Source organism: Pontibacter beigongshangensis (assembly GCF_014332515.1).
Classification (GTDB): domain Bacteria; phylum Bacteroidota; class Bacteroidia; order Cytophagales; family Hymenobacteraceae; genus Pontibacter; species Pontibacter beigongshangensis.
On record NZ_VFSD01000002.1, the window covers coordinates 81,587 to 96,962 of the forward strand.

A 15,376-nucleotide genomic window follows, 5' to 3' on the forward strand; every position below is an offset into this window, starting at 1 on the left:
ATGTAATGCTATAGCACTGGCGGCAGTAAGGTAAACGACTGCCGGTGGTGCACACAAGCTCCATGTTCCTGTATCGCCAGCCGGTGTTTGCGGGTAGGGTATCCTGCGTTCTGTTCCCAGCCATAGCTCTTAAATTCTTCACTCAACTTCTCCATCAGCTCATCGCGGTGCGTCTTTGCCAGCACCGAAGCAGCCGCAATAGACAGATATTTGCTGTCGCCTTTTACAATGCAGGCATGCGGAATGTTGTTGTAAGGCTTAAACCGGTTTCCGTCTATCAACAAAAACTCGGGTTGCTGCTGCAGCTGCTCCACAGCCCGGTGCATGGCCAGAAAAGTGGCCTGCAAAATATTGATGGCGTCTATTTCGGCTGGCAGCGCCTCTCCTACTGCCCAGGCCACTGCATCCTGCATAATCTGTGGGCGCAGCTGGTCGCGCTGGTTTCTTTTTAGCAGCTTGGAGTCGGTGAGCAGGTTGTGTTTGTAATCCGGAGGCAAAATAACGGCAGCCGCCACTACCGGGCCAGCCAGGCAGCCACGGCCCGCTTCGTCTATGCCGGCTTCCAGAGGTAAATTGCTGTAGGTGGAGAGGAGCATGGGGTAAGGATGTGAATTTTGATTGAATGAGTGAGTGAGTGAAGAATGTGTTTAAAATGTAAACCTCTGTTTACTCTTACTAAAACCGTTTAACAATCCAACCATTTAACAATTTAACAATTGAGCCATTCAACAATCAGCAATTATTCCAATTAAAAAGGCCTCCAAAAGAAAAAAGCAGCTTTTTGAGTCAAGGGTAATGGCAAAAGTTTTGCAGTTGCTCCGGTTAAAAACGCTCGCAGGTCTGAAAGACGCTGCGAGGTTTGCTTTACTTCATTTCTAATTTTTAATTTGGCGAAGCCTACGCTTCCATCAAATAAGCCTTAATGTAATCGTCGAGGTCGCCATCGAGCACGTTTTGCACATCAGTGCGCTCTACGCCGGTTCGCACATCTTTAATCAGCTTGTACGGGTGCAGCACGTAGTTTCGGATCTGCGAACCGAAGTCGATGCGCTTTTTGGTGCTCTCCACCCGGTCACGCTCCTCGTTGCGCTTCTCTATCTCGATCTGGTAAAGCCGCGAGCGGAGCATGCGCAGAGCGTGTTCCTTGTTCATGAGCTGCGAGCGTTCAATCTGGTGTATAGAAGCAGGATGCTCTATGTGATTTAACAACCAACCGTTCAATTTTTTTACAATAAAACATAATATAGTTTGATTTAATTATTATATATTTTAATTTATTATTTCTTAGATGCAACGCTTACATACTTAGTTGGGTCTGTATAGTATACAGACACTCAAAATTAACAAACTACTATGAAGCAATTAGTCATTTTTATCGGAATAATATTGACGATGGGGTTTGGGTGCACACCCGATGAGAAAGATAGCAGCCCGGCTCCGCCTGTGGAAGCGGTGTTTAGGTTAGTAAACGAATCCGGACAGGAAACAACCTCATTCAGCGTGGGTGAGGACATACTCTTTGACTATGCGCTCGTTAACCGTACTGACGAAGGGGTCAGCTGGTACTTCAGCCGTAGTGAGTTCAACTACCCGGATTTGTTTACAGTGTTCAGGAAGGTGAGCCCCAATGCGGAGATGCTTAATGGAGGTGTTATGAAGGTAGGTACGCCTCATACTTCCAAAATGTACAGAGACTTCAGATTAGGCCGATCCATCCCGGCCAATGGCGAGATGAGCATTAGAATGACCTGGTTGGGCAATTGGGACAGAACATATATGTTTGATAATTGGATGATTGAGTACCACAACCGCGACCACTTGCCAGCAGGAAATTATTATGTAGAGTTTGAACAGGAAATTGTTTTTGCCAAGTATAAAAACCTGAACAAAACGTTCAGGATAGATTTTGAGGTTAAATAACTGAATCATTATGAAAAAAATCTACCTGCTGATTATTGGCTTATGCGCCATCCATTTTACTCACGCTCAAATAAAGATTGAGTATGTCGAAGAAGGCAAACTGATAGGAATAAACGGGAAGTATCCTTCAGCCTCTGATTACCCGGAGTTCCTGTTACCAGATTTTAATTTTAGCAAGCTAAAGGAAAGCAGCTTAAAAAGCACCCCCGAAATCCCGTTTCAGTTTGGAAAGAGTTTTGATGTAGATATAAGTCTGAAAGATGGGAAATGGTATGAGGCTGAACATGGCAAAATTTGGAAAATGAAGATTAAATCTGAAGGTGCTTTCTCCATCAATTTAATTTTCAGCAAACTGAGGTTATCTTCTGGTGCTAAGTTGTTTATTTACAATGAAACCAGGAATATGGTAATGGGACCAATTGATTATATAAACAGCAGGGGCATGCAGGTCTGAAAGACGCTGCGAGGTTTGTCCGATCCCATTTCTAATTTTTAATTTCTAATTAAGCGAAGCCTAAGCCTCCATCAGGTACGCCTTAATATAATCGTCCAGGTCGCCATCGAGTACGTTTTGCACATCAGTACGCTCTACGCCTGTGCGTACATCTTTAATCAACTTGTAAGGGTGCAGCACGTAGTTACGGATCTGCGAACCGAAATCGATGCGTTTTTTGGTGCTTTCCACCCGGTCCCGCTCCTCGTTTCGTTTCTCGATCTCGATCTGGTAGAGCCGCGAGCGGAGCATGCGGATGGCGTGCTCCTTGTTCATGAGCTGTGAGCGTTCTATCTGGCACTCAATCACGATGCCGGTAGGTTTGTGCTTCAGGCGCACCGCCGTCTCCACTTTGTTTACGTTCTGGCCACCGGCACCACCCGACCGAAACGTATCCCAGTCGATGTCGCTCATGTTGATCTCGATATTGATCGTGTCGTCTACCACCGGGTAAGCGAACACCGAGGCAAACGAGGTGTGGCGCCTGCCACCGGAGTCGAAGGGAGAGATACGCACCAGGCGGTGTACCCCGATCTCAGATTTGAGGTAGCCATAGGCGAAGTCGCCGGTAATTTCCAGCGTGGCCGATTTAATGCCAGCGCCATCGCCCGGGTGGTAGTTGAGCTGCTTCACACTAAAGTTATGCGACTCGGCCCACATAATGTACATGCGCATGAGCATTTCGGCCCAGTCCTGGCTCTCGGTGCCACCTGCGCCCGGGTTGATCTCCAACACAGCGCTCAGCTGGTCTTCTTCGCCGCTCAGCATGCGCTTAAACTCCAGCCCCTCTACCGCCTCCACGGTCTTTTTAAACTCCTCCTTTATGTCCTCCTCCGATACGTCGCCTTCTTTGTAGAAATCGAACAGCACCTCAAAATCCGAAAGGGCTTTTTCCACTTCCGCATAATGGTCTGTCCAGACTTTAATGCTTTTGATCTCTTTCAGCACCTTTTCAGCCGCCTTGGGGTCGTTCCAGAAATCAGGGGCTGTGGTCTGGTGCTCTGTTTCCTCTACCTGTTGTAACTTGTTATCGTAGTCAAAGGTACCTCCTCAAGGCCTCTACACGGCCTTTTAAATCTTTTACATGCTCTGTGGTCATGGCTTTTCTATTTGTTAAATATCGTTAAAAACGAAAGTGCTGAAGCATCAACCACATGGCTCACGCTTCAGCACTCGCTATACTAATTTTCTGTCAAAGGCTGATCTTGTGCACCCAGTTGTGCGGATCAGGAGCTTTGCCAGATCTTATCTTATCTAAGGCAGCACCAATGGTCTGCGAAATCTTGCGGCTCTCCACAGGCGGCAGCTCATACTCCTGCCCCTCGTGCGCGATTAGGGCAATCTGCGAGATAATGGCGGCCGTGCCGGTACCGAAGGCTTCCTGCAGCTTTCCGGCTTTGTGCGCTTCTATGATCTCCACAACCGATACTTTTCGCTCTTCTACCTTATAGCCCAGGTCGCGCGCAACCTGCAGCACGCTGCTGCGTGTTACGCCGTGCAGAATGCTGGTGCTCAGGCTAGGGGTAATCAGCACATCATCTACCACAAACATCACGTTCATGGTGCCGGACTCCTCAATGTATTTATGCTCTTTGGCATCTGTCCAGATAAGCTGGTGATAGCCTTTCTCCTGCATCTTTTTGGTAGGCAACAGGGCTGTAGCATAATTACCGGCCGCTTTGGCATAGCCTGCGCCACCTTCGGCAGAGCGAACGTAGGTTGGCTCCACCGCCACCTTAACCGGCATATCGTAGTAGGCACCCACAGGGCCTGTGATAATCACAAATTTGTACGTCAGCGACGGCCTAACCCCAATAAACTCATCGGTGGCGAACATAAACGGCCGGATGTACAGCGAGCTGCCCGCTTTGGCCGGAATCCAGTTCACATCCAGGCGCAGCAGTTGCTCCAGCCCCTGCATAAAGAGTTCTTCCGGAAGCTCTGCCATGCACAGGCGTTCCGCGGAGGCATTCAGGCGCTTAAAGTTGTCCAGCGGTCTGAACAACAGGATATCGCCGTTCTCATCGCGGTAGGCTTTCATGCCCTCAAAAATGGCCTGGCCATAATGCAGCGCCGAGGTAGCCGGGCTCACCGATAAATTGCCATAAGGCACAATCTGAGGGTTTTGCCACTCCCCGTCTTTGTAATCAACTACGAACATGTGGTCAGAGAAATTTTTCCCGAACACCAGGTTATCGTAGTCCAGTTCAGCCACGCGCGATTTTTCCGCTCTCTGTACTGGTATAGTTAATGAATCAACTGACATAACAACACTTTTAAGTATCCACTCAAAATTAACGAAAAAACTAATTCTTTCTGAGGCCTAATTACTTATAGCCTCCAAACCATTGCTCACAGCAAGAAAGAACAGCAAAAAAACTATTTTTTAGCAATTAACAATGCACAAGCTAATAATTAAAATGGTGCAGCTTCTTATTTTTTAAGTAAGCATAAGTTTAAGCCCATTTTTCAGCATCAGGAAGGCAACTATTACCGCGATCAGAAACAGGGCGCGCCGGCAAGCCGTCGGGCTCTCGCGGCTCGCTCTTTTGCTCGTGCCTCACAAAAGGAGCTCAGACAACCGCTCCATCCCTCACGCAGCAGGTGCAGCAGCAGCCTCTTTTCGCTCCCAAGGTCCTTTTTGATTGGAATAATTTGTTTTAGGTTGAATAACTAAATTGTTTAATGCTTGATTGGATGTAGTAAAAGTACAGGTAGGTAATAAAACCTATCATGCTTCTTCAACTATTCACATGTAACATTCCATTCAAGCAAAAACCCATTATCTCATCCATTCATTAACTCATTCACTCATTCAAAATCAAACCCGTGGCTTCCACTCCACTTCCTCTGCCTGCAACTCATACGTCATTTTGCGGCAAAGGGCGAAGAGGTAGTCTGATAGGCGATTTAAGTAAATAATCACCAGCTGCTCCACAAAGGCTTCTTCCTGCAGCCGTATCGCCAGGCGCTCGGCGCGGCGGCACACACAGCGGGCCACATGGCAAAACGAAACCGACTGGTGCCCGCCTGGCAGCACAAAGGCCCGCAGCGGCGGCACCTCGGCCATCATGGCGTCAATCTCCCGCTCCAGCAGCTGCACATCCTCCTCCAGCAGGTCCGGGGTCTTCATCTTCGACTTATCCGGGTCAGAGGCCAGCGAGGCACCCATGGTAAAAAGCCTGTCCTGTATCTCTTTCAGTACATCGGCCCGGCCAGCGTTTACCGCCTGGTCGCGCACCAGCCCGATGTAGGAGTTCAGCTCATCTACGGTGCCGTAGCACTCGATGCGCAGGTGCGACTTGGCTACACGGGTTCCTCCTATAAGTGAGGTGGTTCCTTTATCGCCTGTTTTGGTGTATATCTTCATCTGTTACAATTGCGCCCTGGCCTTGGCAAAAGACGTAATGTTATCGTTTAAGGTGTCTGACTCTACCAGTCCGTCGCGGAGGCGCACAATGCGGTGGGCGTACTTGGCAATGTCTTCTTCGTGCGTTACCATAATAATGGTGTTGCCTTTGGCATGCAGGTTCTCGAACAGCTCCATAATCTCGTAAGAAGTTTTGGTATCGAGGTTACCGGTAGGCTCATCGGCCAGGATAATGCTGGGGTCGTTTATAAGCGCCCGGGCTATGGCCACCCGCTGCCGCTGCCCCCCCGAAAGCTCGTTTGGCTTGTGCCTGCCCCGGTTGCCCAGCCCCACACTCTCCAGCACCCGCTGCGCTTTTTCTTCCCTGGCCGATTTCCCGTAGCCGGCATAGATCAGCGGCAGCGCCACATTCTCCAGCGACGACTGGCGTGGCAGCAGGTTAAAGGTCTGAAACACGAACCCGATCTCCTTGTTCCGCACCTCCGCCAGCTCGTTGTCGGTCATGTTGCTCACATCTTTGCCGTTGAGGATGTACTGCCCGCCTGTTGGCGTATCCAGGCAACCGATAATGTTCATGAGCGTGGACTTGCCAGAACCGGAAGGCCCCATAAAAGCGACATACTCGCCTCTTTCGATCGTGATGGTCACCGATTTCAGGGCATGGATGGTTTCGCTGCCCATGCGGTACATGCGGGAAATATTGTGGGTTTCGATGATGGTGCTCATACCGGTTCTCTTAAGTTGGCCATGCTTCAGCCTCAGCTTCTTTTTCCTGACGCCGCTTCTCAAATTCTTCTCTAAAAATACTGTATTCTGCGGCAGGAAGCAAGCTCTGCAAGGTACGCAGGGCCTGATCGGCATAGCTGCTCAGGCCCTGCTTCAGGCTCTCCAGGGCATATAGTTTATAAAGCCTGGCAGAGTTAGGATTATAGGTAACGCCGCTTAGCAGAATATTGTAGGCCTCCAAGTCGGCAGGATATGTGTTAGCAAAGAAGGCTGCCGCTTCTTCTACCACTTCCTCGTCGTAGAGCAGCATAGCTAAAGCCTGCCGGTATCTCTCTTCTGCCTCCCGCTGCCGGCCTCTCACCTCTGCAATTTTAGCCCTGAAATATAATTTGTAACGCTTGTGGCGCTCGTTCAGGTACAGGTTGTTCATGCGGTTCAGCAGCGCATCGTGGTTTTTGGTGTACAGCCAGAGCCTCATCTGCTGCAGATTGAGTTTAGAGCGCAACTCATCTTCTGGCCGCAGCATGGGGCCGGCTTCCTTTATGGCATCGTGCGCCAGCCGCCAGCGCCTGTGCTGCAGCAGATGGTCTATCCGGGTTACCAGGGCCACCCGGCGCAGCTCTTTCTCCTTTACTGATTTTACCAGGGCATCCACCTCCGGGAGGGTCAGCATGGGCAGGTACGCCTGCAGGTACTGCACCTTATCGGCATCAGGGGCAGCTGCTACAACAGAATCGAGTGGCTGCTCCAGCAGTGCCCGCAGGTCACGGGCAACTTTCACGGCATTTTCCTCCTCGGTAAAGGCTACTTCTTCTAAAGCGGCAAGCGCCTCGGCAGGTTGATTGGCCAGCGCTAGCGCATATCCATGTGCCAGAAATGCCTGCGCAGAAGCACCATGGTCTTTGGCCAACTTAAAGAAGCTGGCAGCTGTCCTGAAGTTTTTTTCCTCCATCATCCAGATGCCCAGCACATGATAGTAATACCCGCTTCGCGTATCTGAGAGGCCTGCCAGGTTCTCCAGTATGCTCCTGGCTTCCACGGGGCGCCCGCCGCTGTGGTGCAAGAGTCCTTTTAGAAACAGCAGGTCTTCGTGAAACAGCTGGTTAGCCGGGTTGCTCAGGTACTTATTGATGTGCCGCACAGAAGAGGTATCGGCAGTGGTGAGGTTGCTGATGGCATTGTTGTAGAAAAGCGTAAAGTCCTCTACCCGTTCCAGCGAATCAGGAGCCTCCGCCGTTTTGTTATCGGCGGGGAGGCCCAGCAGCAGCCGCAGGGCGGCCAGGTTGCTTTGCAGCGGCTTGTACTTGCCACCCCTGATCTCCGCCATCACTTCCTTCACTTTATCGGGCATGGCCTGGTTGGTATAAAAAACCAACGTGTTGCTCCTGATAAAATCGTTGTCGGAACTATGCTCCTGGGCCAGCCTGAAGTAATACTCCACGCTGTCGGTAACGCTGGTGTTGGCATAGAGCATGGCCAGGTTGTTGTACAGCTCTCCGCTTTCCGGAAAAGCCTCTACGCCCTGCAGCAGCACATACTGCTTCTCAAAAAAGTATCGTTTGCCATCATACAGGTTAGCCAGCCGCACATAAAGCCTGGGGTTTGGCCGTTTGGCAATGGCATCCTTCATCCGGATTACCTCTTTATTGCGTTGCTGGCTCTCGCGGTAAATGCCGGCCAGGCTGTAGTTGGCCTTCACGTTATGGAGGTCATACAGGTCGCTTTCTTTATAGAAGCTTTCGGCCAGCACCTCGTTGTCGGATGCCTGGTACAGGTCGCCCAGGTAGTTGTAGTAGCCGGCATAGGCATAGAAGTAAGTCCGGTACTGCGTGCGCATGACCAAAATGGCCAGTATGATGCTTCCCATGGTAAAAAGCGTATACAAGGGCAGGCGCTTCGGCTGGTATAAGACCTTGTACACCTGCAGCCTGTCCTCCAGCAGCTTGCCGAAGTTCATCATCACATACACAAAGAACATTACCCCGAAAGCCAGGTGCGTGTACACGATCAGGTCGTGGTAGAGCACCTTGAGCGAATCGTTGGCGGTGGCAAAGGCATAGCCGATGCTCAGAAACGATATGGTGGCAAACACCAGGTACAGCACAGCACCCGTTGGCCTGAACTGGAACAGATTGCCGTAAAAAGCCTCCCGCTGCCGCATGCCCCAGAAACCCGCCACCGTAGAGAGCAGGAAGATAAAGTAGGCATTTACATAAAAAAGGTCAGCTTTAATGTACCCGACATGGCGCAGGTAGAGCAGCAGCAGGTTGAGCAGGTACAGCAGGCTCACCAGCACAAACTGCCAGATGCTGAACCTTCTTTCGGGCCTGCTGGCCTGTGTGTTAACCCAGAGCAGCGCATTCACGTTTTCGTACGACACCCAGATCATAAACAACAGCGTAGCCACCAGCGTGGCCAGAGAGCTGTAATTTACGAGGTGCAGTGCAATAAGCTCAGGCGCCGCATTCGCCTCCGAAAACAGGAGCGCCCCTATAAACAGGATCACCAGCAGCAGCGTGAGGAGCCGTATGAAGAAGCGTGTATCGGGGTAAAAGGCATGAAAGATATAACTCGATATGGCCAGCAGGGCAATGCTCACCAACAGCGTGGTTTGCCCGAACCCATGTCCGAATATCTCCAGTTCATCGAGGTTAAAGGAGGCCAGCAGCAGCATCAGCAGCAGCATGCCGGCAAAGTAAGGCAGCTGCTTCATGGTACTGATGGCGGCGGTATAAAAGGCAAGGCACAACCCCAGCAGGATCAGGAACAGAAAGGCAGCCACCGTGTTAATGGCAGGCGGCGCCACATCGTACTGCTCCGAAACCAGGTAGCTGTCGGCGTAGAGGGTAAGGGGCTCGAGCAGGCGGGTAATTTCCTGCACCGGCACCGGCACCACATCCAGCTTGGGCAGCTTGTCCCAGGCAAAGGCATAGCTGTCGCCGGTAAAGTAGTGGAACACGCCCAAAAGGAGCGCCACCGCTGCCAGACCCATCAAAAAAAGATAGGGATACCGAATATCAGTATCCCAGCTTTCCCAAAATTTATAATTCTTCATAAGAGGCCAGCAGCTTACTCCAGCACTTTCGGCACCCTGAAATAATCGGAGTCTTTTTTAGGCGCATTGGCCAGGGCTTGCTCGTGGGTGATTTCGTGGTGCACCAGGTCTTCCCGCATCACGTTCACCTCTTCCGACATATGAATAAGCGGCTCCACACTGGTGGTATCCAGTTCACGCAGCTTGTCCATCCAGTCCAGGATCTGGTTCATGTCCTGGAGCATTTCGGCCTCTTTTTCTTCGTTAAACTCTAACCTCGCTAAGTGTGCTATTTTCTTGATAGTCTGAATATCCGTTGACATACGTCTTGTTATGTTTCGTTATTTCTGTTTGAATTATCTGATATACTTTTTCTTTGAGCAGCGGCAGGTCCTGCAGGGTCATGCCTGTGGTTTCTATTGGCTCGTGCAGCACAATCTTGAGCGGGTGCCACCGCACCTTCAGCCCCCCCACATCGGGCAGGAACTTGTGGTTGTAGGGCATGGTAACCGGCACCACCGGCAGCTGCTTTTCTATGGCCAGCTTAAAGGGGCCGTCTTTAAACTTCAGCAGTTCCTCACCGGCCGTTTTCGGAATAGTGCCTTCCGGGAAAATAACCAGGTTCCGGCCTTCTGCCAGCGAGCGCTGCGACTGTATGTAGCTCTTGGCGCTGCTGATGGCACTCCGCCGGTCTACGGAGATGTATAATTTCTCGTAAATTTTACCCCAGAGCGGCACTTTGCAAAGAGCGCTCTTGCCCACAAAGTTAAGAAAACCCGGGATAGTGTGCAGCAGCAGCGGGATATCGAGGTAGGAGCTGTGGTTCGGGGTAAATATATACTGCCGGGAGGAGTCGAAAGGCATATGCCACTCTACTTTAACGGGAGCCAGAAACATGCGCAAAGCGGAAATTGACCAGAACCGGTTGATGCTATGCACGTGCCTGTACCACTTCTTCTTCCGGATCAGGAAAACCTGGAGCGGGTAAGTTACCACAAACGGCATTACGAACCAGGTTACACACCAGGTCGTGTAAATACGATGCGATAAGTACTTAATGGCTTTCATAGGTTCAAATGTAATAATTTTGAGTGAGTGATTTTTGGATGAGTGAATGTTTTTGATTTTAAGTTTTAGGAGTTTCAGGAAATATTTCTTTCCGATCCTGCACATTCCATACCTGAAATAAAGTAAGAAAACCCTGAATCATTAACGTCTGGCTTTCTCACTTTAAACCTTCCTCTTTAAGTTAACGCCCCCCTTCAATCACTCAATCATTCATTCATAACTCAAAACTCATTCCGCAGCAGCAGGGCAGCTTTCAGGATGCCGGCTACGCTAATGGCATCCGTTATCTCGTTGTTCATGGCCATGCGCACAGCCTCGTTCAGCGAAACGCGCTTTATCTGAAGCTCCTCTGTCTCTTCAAATGCAGTTTCGCCGGCCTTTAGTTCCTGCGCCAGAAAAACAAATCCTTCTTCGTCGGTTACGGAGTTGGAAGTGTGCAGGCGGGCGATGTTTGTCCATTTGGCAGCCGTAAAGCCTGTCTCCTCCTGCAGCTCCCGCTTCGCCGACTCCAGAATGTCTACTTCGTTGAGGCCGCCGCCCATGGGTATTTCCCAGGAATACTCGTTAAGCGCGTAGCGGTACTGCCCGATCAGGTAGGTATAGCCTTCGTCGTCGATGGGAATAATACCGATGGCTTTGTTCTTCATGCTCACCACGCCGTAAATGCCTTTGCCGCCTTTCGGGTTCAGCACCTGGTCTTCGCGCACTTTTATCCAGGGGTTTTCATAAATCTCTTTGCTGGCAAGGGTGGTCCAGGGGTTATGGGTCTCGTCTATCATAGCTGTTGGGTTTGCTGCAAATATCGGGTATTGGCCGGAGTTTTATAATCTCTGCTTCCGAAATTGTTGATGCTGCCAGATTGTGGCTGATTCTTTCTACAGGGCCCCTACCCCAGGAATTTACAGGATATATGCATGTTGAGAGTCTTGCTTCACTACCTATGCTATGCGTAATTGCAGCCTACGCACAGCGATTTTTTTTAGACATAACTGATTATTCATTTCCACAACCCAACCTCTTCAAATTTCCAAATCTCCCCCTCTCAAAATCAGCTATTTCACAATCAGCAACAAGCAATTATTCTAATCAAAAAGCCCCTCCGGAGGTTCTGCGGCTCCTGCCCGAGCTGATTGGCTATAGCTCCTGCAGCAGGTCGCCGAGGGTTTTTACGTCTTTTTTGCGGGCAATGGCCAGCAGTTTCAGGAGCAGCACGGCGGTGGCAAAGGCGTCGCCGGAGGCGGTGTGACGGTCTTCGAGGGGCAGGTGGTAACGCTTGCCCAGCGAGTCGAGGCTGTAGTCGCTGTGGCGGTAGGGGTGGGGCGTGCGGAAGGGGTGCTCCAGCCGCAGGGCCAGCCGGCCGGTATCCACGAGTTGGTTATGCAGCCTCTCTGGCAAGTTTTGCCGTTTCAGCATCTGTTTAATCATGCCAATATCGAATCCGATATGGTGCGCCACCAGCACCGCATTGCCGATAAAGCCAAGGAACAGCGCCAGCGCCTCCTCTTCGTCCATGCCCTGCCGGATCTCCGAAGGCAGGAGGCCGTGTATTTCAGCGCTTTTGTTGCCCTGCTCCACCTGCTGCCGTATCAGGCACTCAAAGCTCTCGGCTACCAGGACCTGCCCATCCTTTACCCGCACCGCACCGATCGACACCACCCTGTCTTTGTTCTTGTCGAAACCGGTTGTTTCTGTGTCGAACACCACAAAATCTACGTCGGGCAGGGGGGTGCTGAGGCTTACGGGCTGCTTACCGGCCTGCTTGTATTGCAGCCAGTAAGCCGTTTCAGCGTACTGCTTTGGCTTATTGCCCAGAAGCTTTTGCAACCACTCCACCATCATCCGCGCAGGTAACCAAGCTGAAACCGCACCTGCAGCAGCTCTTGTATATCGGTAATAGTAACAAAGGTGTTCCGAAGCGTTTGCCGCTCTATTTTACTTAACTGCTCCGGTTTTAGGTAGCGGCCGGAGTTGTGGCTCCGGATGCCGTTGAGCGCCCGCAGGCGCATCATAATTTCGTAGGCCATGGCTGTTTCGCGGTAGAGGGGTGCATTCTGAGGCTCCAGCTCTGCCAGCTTCTCGTAGCGCTTGATGGTGTTGTTCTCGCCGGTAATCCGGTTCTCCAGGGTCAGCACACGGGCAGCATCTACCAGGGGTGTCATGGCTCTGAGCTTTATGTCGAACTGATCTTTGTGCTCACCACCGCGCTCCAGTATAAAATTTCTGAAAAAGCTGAGGGGCGTAGGGTTTTGCCTGGCTTGCCGGGCCAGGTAAGGCAGAAATATTTTCCCTCTGGAGAGCTCCTCATAAATACAGTCGGTCAGCTGGCTGCTCAGGCTGAAGTCGCCGTAAATAGGCCGGTAGTCGAAAAAGATGGAGGCATTCAGCAGCGCCTGCTCCGTGGGTTCCTGTATCCAGCTATGGTAATATTTTTTCCAGACCGACAGCGGCTGGCACCACTGCGGGTTAGTGGCCATCATGTTGGCCCGGCATTTATAGAAACCGCACTGCTCCAGAATGCCCTGCACAATGCCGGCCAGCTGCAGAAAATAGGCTTGCACTGCCTTTGTCCCGGCAGCCGGCACATCTTCAAAAATAAGCATATTGTCCTGGTCGGTGCGCAGCAGCTGCTCTGCGCGCCCCTCGCTCCCGATCGAGAGCCAGCAGTAAGGCACTGGCGGCTCGCCCAGCACCTCCTCTGCGTGCTGCAGCGCCCGCACCATAATGGCATCGTTTATTTCGGTAATGATGCCGGCTATAAATGATATCTTCACTTCCTGCTCCAGGTACTTCTGCAGCAGCTCTTCGGCCCGCTCCCTGATGGCAGGCAGGTTTTCTACGTTTGTCTGCCGGATCTCCCACACCAGCACGGCCGGGTTGTTGCCTTGCGTCAGCAGCAGGTCATGCTCGGTCAGCACCGCTTCTGCCCTGCTCTGGGGGGTCCCGTCGGCCGTTACGCAAATATGTTTTACCCGGTGCCGGATCATCCGGATCAGTGCATCGGCCATGGCTGGCTCCGGGGCAATGGTAACAACAGGGTTGGTCATGATGACGTGAACAGGCTCTTCTATGCCCACACGCCCTGTTACCACTCTTCTGCGCATGTCGGTATCGGTTACAATGCCGATAGGCCGCTGCTGTGCATCCCACACGAGCATGAAGCTGGAGTTTTTGGTGGTCATGCGCTGGGCGGCTTCCTGAATGGGCGTGTCTGGCAGGCAGGCCAGCAGGTCTTTGTCGGCCGCCACTTTCACGAGCTCCTCCAGGCGCTGCGGATACACCGAGGCAGTGCCTCTGCGCAGGCCTACGCGCGCTTTCTGGGTCTGGGTCATGGTGCGGCGCAAGGCAGAGGCACCAGCTGCAAATCCTGCCGCAAAGTAAAGTTCCACCTTGGGGTTTTCGGCCAGAATATGCTCAAAAGGTTTGCTGGGGATAGCATACAGCAGGGTTTCCTCGCCGGCAACAGCCGTAGAGGAGTAGCTCTTGCGCACAATGAGCGCCCGCACGCCAAACACGTCGCCTTCGTCGCAAACATCTAGCAAGAGGATTTGCCCCGTGCGCTCCGGGTCCTGCAATTCCAGCCGCACGGAGCCCTGCCGCACCACGTAAAAGTGCTCGTGCGCCGCTTCGCCCTGCGCGAACAGCACCTGCTCCGGCTCCAGATACATTACCTTCACCTGGCTGGCAATTTCTCTCAGTTCTTCCTCTTTTACCAGGCTAAAGGGCGGGTACTGCTTCAGGAACTCGTGTACCCGCTCCTGTATGGTATTGGTTACTTGCATGTGCGCTCCGTTTAGATGCTTGAAATTACAGCTTTGGAGGGGGCTTTGCAAGAGGGGAGTTTACGTCTGTTCTTATTTTGGCACGAGCCCTCACTTGTCCGATCTTAATTTTGCGAGCTATGGGCAGGTTGTCGCCTTCCACATTTTCTTCTTTGGCAAAATAGGTCAGGTGCAGGTTCATCTACCTGATGTCGTGATGCTCAATTTGGCCCTGTTTCAGGTCAAATAATATAAAGTATTTAAGAATGTGTTGGTTAAAAACCAGGTTACACATCTTTCATTCAGTTTCTTCGCCTGGTTAAAGAAGGTAAGTTAATGGAAAGTTATTATTCACCGGTTCATCAATTGCAGCCGGAGGGCCTTTGCTGTACTGGCTGGCGGGAGTATTTAGTTTCAGTTAAAACTTCCGCTCATTTTTTTTGTGTAACGTGCTGGTGCAGCCGATGAGCAAGGCGGAGCCGAGCATAAAGGCTGAACTTTGTTGGCAAAGGTTGTTTTTAGGTCTTTAATTACTTTCTTCTCTTCTTAATTCATCTCCTTGAAGCCTGTATCTAAACGGACTCCCTTTTTCTTCTGGATTCCAACCATCTTTTAAAGCTTGTGAGATGAAAGATGCGACGTCTTTGGGTTTTATAACCTTAAGATTCAAATTGGAAATATTGGGAAATTCCAGCCAGAGTCGGTCAATGTCTGAAGTTATAGTTACTTCAATTTTTCTTCCCCTTTTTTCTGCTTCTTCAGCGATGAACTTTATGTAATCTGTTGCGGGTGAAATCGTCCATCTAAATTTCCTGCCGTCACAGTCTATTAGTCGGGAATTCTTTTTACTTATGGCCACTTTCGTTTTTATTTAACCCTGCTGATTCATGAAATCAATTTTTGCCAACTAGCAGATAGCAGTAATACCCCTACGCTTATCTGCACTATGTATAAAGATAGCTTTCACTCGTATGGAAATTGTTTGGCAAGAGAAAAGCTACTGCCCC

15 protein-coding genes and 1 pseudogene are annotated in these 15,376 nt (G+C 51.0%); 2 read left to right on the forward strand and 14 right to left on the reverse strand.

Going from position 1 to position 15,376, the window contains the following annotated elements; genetic code table 11:
* Window positions 1–8: 8 nt before the first annotated feature.
* Window positions 9–596, reverse strand: coding sequence for a ribonuclease HII (locus FJM74_RS02480; protein WP_187260984.1), 588 nt, complete (start codon window positions 594–596; stop codon window positions 9–11).
* Window positions 597–897: 301 nt separating this feature from the next.
* A pseudogene (locus FJM74_RS02485) lies at window positions 898–1,173 on the reverse strand (peptide chain release factor-like protein); the annotation flags it as partial.
* Window positions 1,174–1,353: 180 nt separating this feature from the next.
* Here FJM74_RS02485 and FJM74_RS02490 point away from each other — a divergent pair.
* On the forward strand, window positions 1,354–1,920 hold the full coding sequence (locus tag FJM74_RS02490; RefSeq protein WP_187260985.1) for a hypothetical protein: 567 nt from the start codon (window positions 1,354–1,356) through the stop codon (window positions 1,918–1,920).
* 10 nt (window positions 1,921–1,930) lie between these two features.
* Entirely contained in the window at window positions 1,931–2,374 is a 444-nt protein-coding gene (locus tag FJM74_RS02495) for a hypothetical protein (RefSeq protein WP_187260986.1), read from the forward strand.
* 60 nt (window positions 2,375–2,434) lie between these two features.
* Here FJM74_RS02495 and prfB read toward each other — a convergent pair.
* The 12 genes from prfB to FJM74_RS02555 form a co-directional block, all read right to left on the reverse strand.
* A protein-coding gene (gene prfB, locus FJM74_RS02500) for a peptide chain release factor 2 (protein ID WP_187260987.1) occupies window positions 2,435–3,512 on the reverse strand; the annotation gives its coding sequence in 2 pieces (ribosomal slippage) (window positions 2,435–3,451 and window positions 3,453–3,512; 1,077 coding nt in all).
* A 93-nt stretch (window positions 3,513–3,605) separates the two neighbouring features.
* Window positions 3,606–4,679 (reverse strand): branched-chain amino acid aminotransferase, encoded by a 1,074-nt coding sequence (locus tag FJM74_RS02505; protein ID WP_187260988.1) that lies wholly within the window; start codon window positions 4,677–4,679, stop codon window positions 3,606–3,608.
* Between the two features lie 555 nt (window positions 4,680–5,234).
* Window positions 5,235–5,783 carry a cob(I)yrinic acid a,c-diamide adenosyltransferase gene (locus tag FJM74_RS02510; RefSeq protein WP_187260989.1) on the reverse strand — a complete coding sequence of 183 codons (549 nt, stop codon included), beginning with the start codon at window positions 5,781–5,783 and terminating at the stop codon, window positions 5,235–5,237.
* Window positions 5,784–5,786: 3 nt separating this feature from the next.
* Window positions 5,787–6,509: an ABC transporter ATP-binding protein gene (locus FJM74_RS02515; protein WP_194349937.1), complete on the reverse strand. Its 723-nt coding sequence runs from the start codon at window positions 6,507–6,509 to the stop codon at window positions 5,787–5,789.
* Window positions 6,510–6,519: 10 nt separating this feature from the next.
* Entirely contained in the window at window positions 6,520–9,564 is a 3,045-nt protein-coding gene (locus FJM74_RS02520) for a tetratricopeptide repeat protein (RefSeq protein ID WP_187260990.1), read from the reverse strand.
* A gap of 14 nt (window positions 9,565–9,578) precedes the next feature.
* A complete protein-coding gene (gene gatC / locus FJM74_RS02525) occupies window positions 9,579–9,866 on the reverse strand; it encodes an Asp-tRNA(Asn)/Glu-tRNA(Gln) amidotransferase subunit GatC (RefSeq protein ID WP_187260991.1) in 288 nt (95 codons plus the stop codon).
* The gene (locus FJM74_RS02530) at window positions 9,808–10,611 is read right to left on the reverse strand and encodes a lysophospholipid acyltransferase family protein (RefSeq protein ID WP_241738912.1); all 804 of its coding nucleotides are present in this window, start codon (window positions 10,609–10,611) and stop codon (window positions 9,808–9,810) included. The genes gatC and FJM74_RS02530 overlap by 59 nt, the downstream gene beginning before the upstream one ends.
* A gap of 221 nt (window positions 10,612–10,832) precedes the next feature.
* A complete protein-coding gene (locus FJM74_RS02535; RefSeq protein ID WP_187260992.1) occupies window positions 10,833–11,390 on the reverse strand; it encodes an NUDIX domain-containing protein in 558 nt (185 codons plus the stop codon).
* Between the two features lie 355 nt (window positions 11,391–11,745).
* Entirely contained in the window at window positions 11,746–12,450 is a 705-nt protein-coding gene (locus FJM74_RS02540; protein ID WP_241738913.1) for a 3'-5' exonuclease, read from the reverse strand.
* A complete protein-coding gene (locus tag FJM74_RS02545) occupies window positions 12,447–14,390 on the reverse strand; it encodes a DUF294 nucleotidyltransferase-like domain-containing protein (protein ID WP_187260993.1) in 1,944 nt (647 codons plus the stop codon). The genes FJM74_RS02540 and FJM74_RS02545 overlap by 4 nt, the downstream gene beginning before the upstream one ends.
* A 25-nt stretch (window positions 14,391–14,415) precedes the next feature.
* Window positions 14,416–14,571 carry a hypothetical protein gene (locus tag FJM74_RS02550; protein ID WP_187260994.1) on the reverse strand — a complete coding sequence of 52 codons (156 nt, stop codon included), beginning with the start codon at window positions 14,569–14,571 and terminating at the stop codon, window positions 14,416–14,418.
* A gap of 324 nt (window positions 14,572–14,895) precedes the next feature.
* A complete protein-coding gene (locus FJM74_RS02555) occupies window positions 14,896–15,228 on the reverse strand; it encodes a hypothetical protein (protein ID WP_187260995.1) in 333 nt (110 codons plus the stop codon).
* Window positions 15,229–15,376 lie beyond the last annotated feature (148 nt).

Excerpts from the sequence above, each read along its gene's own strand:
- FJM74_RS02480 (WP_187260984.1), bottom strand. The coding sequence starts at position 596 with ATGCTCCTCTCCACCTACAGCAATTTACCTCTGGAAGCCGGCATAGAC.
- FJM74_RS02490 (WP_187260985.1), top strand. The coding sequence starts at position 1,354 with ATGAAGCAATTAGTCATTTTTATCGGAATAATATTGACGATGGGGTTT.
- FJM74_RS02495 (WP_187260986.1), top strand. The coding sequence starts at position 1,931 with ATGAAAAAAATCTACCTGCTGATTATTGGCTTATGCGCCATCCATTTT.
- FJM74_RS02505 (WP_187260988.1), bottom strand. The coding sequence starts at position 4,679 with ATGTCAGTTGATTCATTAACTATACCAGTACAGAGAGCGGAAAAATCG.
- FJM74_RS02510 (WP_187260989.1), bottom strand. The coding sequence starts at position 5,783 with ATGAAGATATACACCAAAACAGGCGATAAAGGAACCACCTCACTTATA.
- FJM74_RS02515 (WP_194349937.1), bottom strand. The coding sequence starts at position 6,509 with ATGAGCACCATCATCGAAACCCACAATATTTCCCGCATGTACCGCATG.
- FJM74_RS02520 (WP_187260990.1), bottom strand. The coding sequence starts at position 9,564 with ATGAAGAATTATAAATTTTGGGAAAGCTGGGATACTGATATTCGGTAT.
- gatC (WP_187260991.1), bottom strand. The coding sequence starts at position 9,866 with ATGTCAACGGATATTCAGACTATCAAGAAAATAGCACACTTAGCGAGG.
- FJM74_RS02530 (WP_241738912.1), bottom strand. The coding sequence starts at position 10,611 with ATGAAAGCCATTAAGTACTTATCGCATCGTATTTACACGACCTGGTGT.
- FJM74_RS02535 (WP_187260992.1), bottom strand. The coding sequence starts at position 11,390 with ATGATAGACGAGACCCATAACCCCTGGACCACCCTTGCCAGCAAAGAG.
- FJM74_RS02540 (WP_241738913.1), bottom strand. The coding sequence starts at position 12,450 with ATGATGGTGGAGTGGTTGCAAAAGCTTCTGGGCAATAAGCCAAAGCAG.
- FJM74_RS02545 (WP_187260993.1), bottom strand. The coding sequence starts at position 14,390 with ATGCAAGTAACCAATACCATACAGGAGCGGGTACACGAGTTCCTGAAG.
- FJM74_RS02550 (WP_187260994.1), bottom strand. The coding sequence starts at position 14,571 with ATGAACCTGCACCTGACCTATTTTGCCAAAGAAGAAAATGTGGAAGGC.